Source organism: Azospirillum sp. TSO5 (assembly GCF_003116065.1).
Classification (GTDB): Bacteria; Pseudomonadota; Alphaproteobacteria; order Azospirillales; family Azospirillaceae; genus Azospirillum.
On record NZ_LGQY01000048.1, the window covers coordinates 1 to 1,541 of the forward strand.

The following is a 1,541-nucleotide window of genomic DNA, read 5'->3' on the forward strand; positions in this document are numbered from 1 at the left end:
TTCCTGGCGGATGACGTGGTGGTGCTGGCGGCGGCGCTGATCGCGGTGCTGTGGGTGTGGGGACGGCACAACGGGCGTTCTGCCCTGGTCGGCGCCGGTTGCGCCCTGCTGACGGCGGCCCTGATCAACACGGTGATCGGCGCCTTCTGGCAGCATCCGCGCCCCTTCATGATCGGGTTGGGGCACCAGCTGATCCCGCATGCGGCCGACTCATCCTTCCCCAGCGACCATGCGACCTTCATGTGGACGATCGGGATCAGCCTGTTGCTGCGCGGATCCTGGCCGCGGTTGGGCTGGGGGATGATGGCCTTCGGCGTCGGCGTCGCCTGGGCGCGCATCTATCTCGGTGTTCACTTCCCGCTGGACATGGCCGGCGCGCTTCTGGTCGCCACCACGGCATCGCTGCTGGTCGTTCCGGTCCGGCCCCTAATCGACCGGATGCTGACGCCGGCCATCATACGGCTTTACGAGGGAACCGTGCGGCTTCTGCATCTGCCCGCCGTCCTGTTCCCGCTGGACCGCGGGTGAGGGCGCGGTGGGGCATCTTCTCGAAGCGCTCGGGTCGATCATCGTGTCGGTCATCGCGACGCTGGGGTATCCCGGCGTCGCGATGCTGATGGCGCTGGAATCCGCCTGCATTCCGCTGCCGTCGGAGGTCATCATGCCCTTCGCCGGATATCTCGTCTCGACAGGACACTTCAACCTGATGCTGGTCGCCACCGTCGGCGCCATCGGCTGCAACCTGGGGTCCGAGATCGCCTATGCGGTGGGACGGCGGGGCGGACGTCCGCTCATCCGGCGCTGGGGCCGCTACGTCCTGCTCGACGAGCACGACCTCGATCTGGCGGAGCGCTTCTTCTCCCGGCTCGGCGGACCGGCGGTGCTGGTCGCCCGGCTGCTGCCGGTGGTGCGGACCTTCATCGCCTTTCCCGCCGGGATGGCCGGGATGCCGAGGCTCCGCTTCCATCTCTACACCTTCATCGGTTCCTGGCCCTGGTGCTTCGGGCTGGCCTATGTCGGCTACGCGCTGGGAGAACGCTGGAACAGCGACCCGACGCTGAGGGACTGGATGCATCGCTTCGACGTTCTGGTGATCGTCGTGATGGTGGCGGCGGTGGCCTGGTTCCTATGGCGGCGACTGCGCACCCCGGCGAAGCCGAACCGTTGATCGCCCCCGTTGCCTGCCTGCACTCCGGTCCAAATTGGGCCTCACCGCTGACGAGTTGCCGGTCTTGGTTGACCGATCCAGAGGGCCTGCCGCCGGTCATGGCGAAGCCGCGGCCTCGATCTTACCAAACCGTATAGCGCTCGCCAAAGGCCGGTAAGCCAGCCCCGCCTAGGATCGTCTATACCGGGGCATGACGCCCCGCAACAGGAGCGATTCGTATGAAGACCGTCATGAAGCCCGCGTCTGCGATCTGTGCGGCACTGCTGGTAGCTGGCATCGGTTATGGCGCGCACGCCGCCCAGAAGACCCATGAAGACGCCCGTGACCTGTCGGCGCTGTCGCAGGCGAAGATCTCGTTGTCGCAGGCGGTGAC

At 66.9% G+C, this 1,541-nt stretch carries 2 protein-coding genes; both read left to right on the plus strand.

What is annotated here, in order from left to right:
* Positions 1–528: undecaprenyl-diphosphatase (locus TSO5_RS14335; RefSeq protein ID WP_109152214.1), on the plus strand; the 528-nt coding region annotated here is incomplete at its 5' end.
* Positions 529–535: 7 nt separating this feature from the next.
* Positions 536–1,168 (plus strand): DedA family protein, encoded by a 633-nt coding sequence (locus tag TSO5_RS14340; protein WP_247870759.1) that lies wholly within the window; start codon positions 536–538, stop codon positions 1,166–1,168.
* Positions 1,169–1,541: the final 373 nt, after the last annotated feature.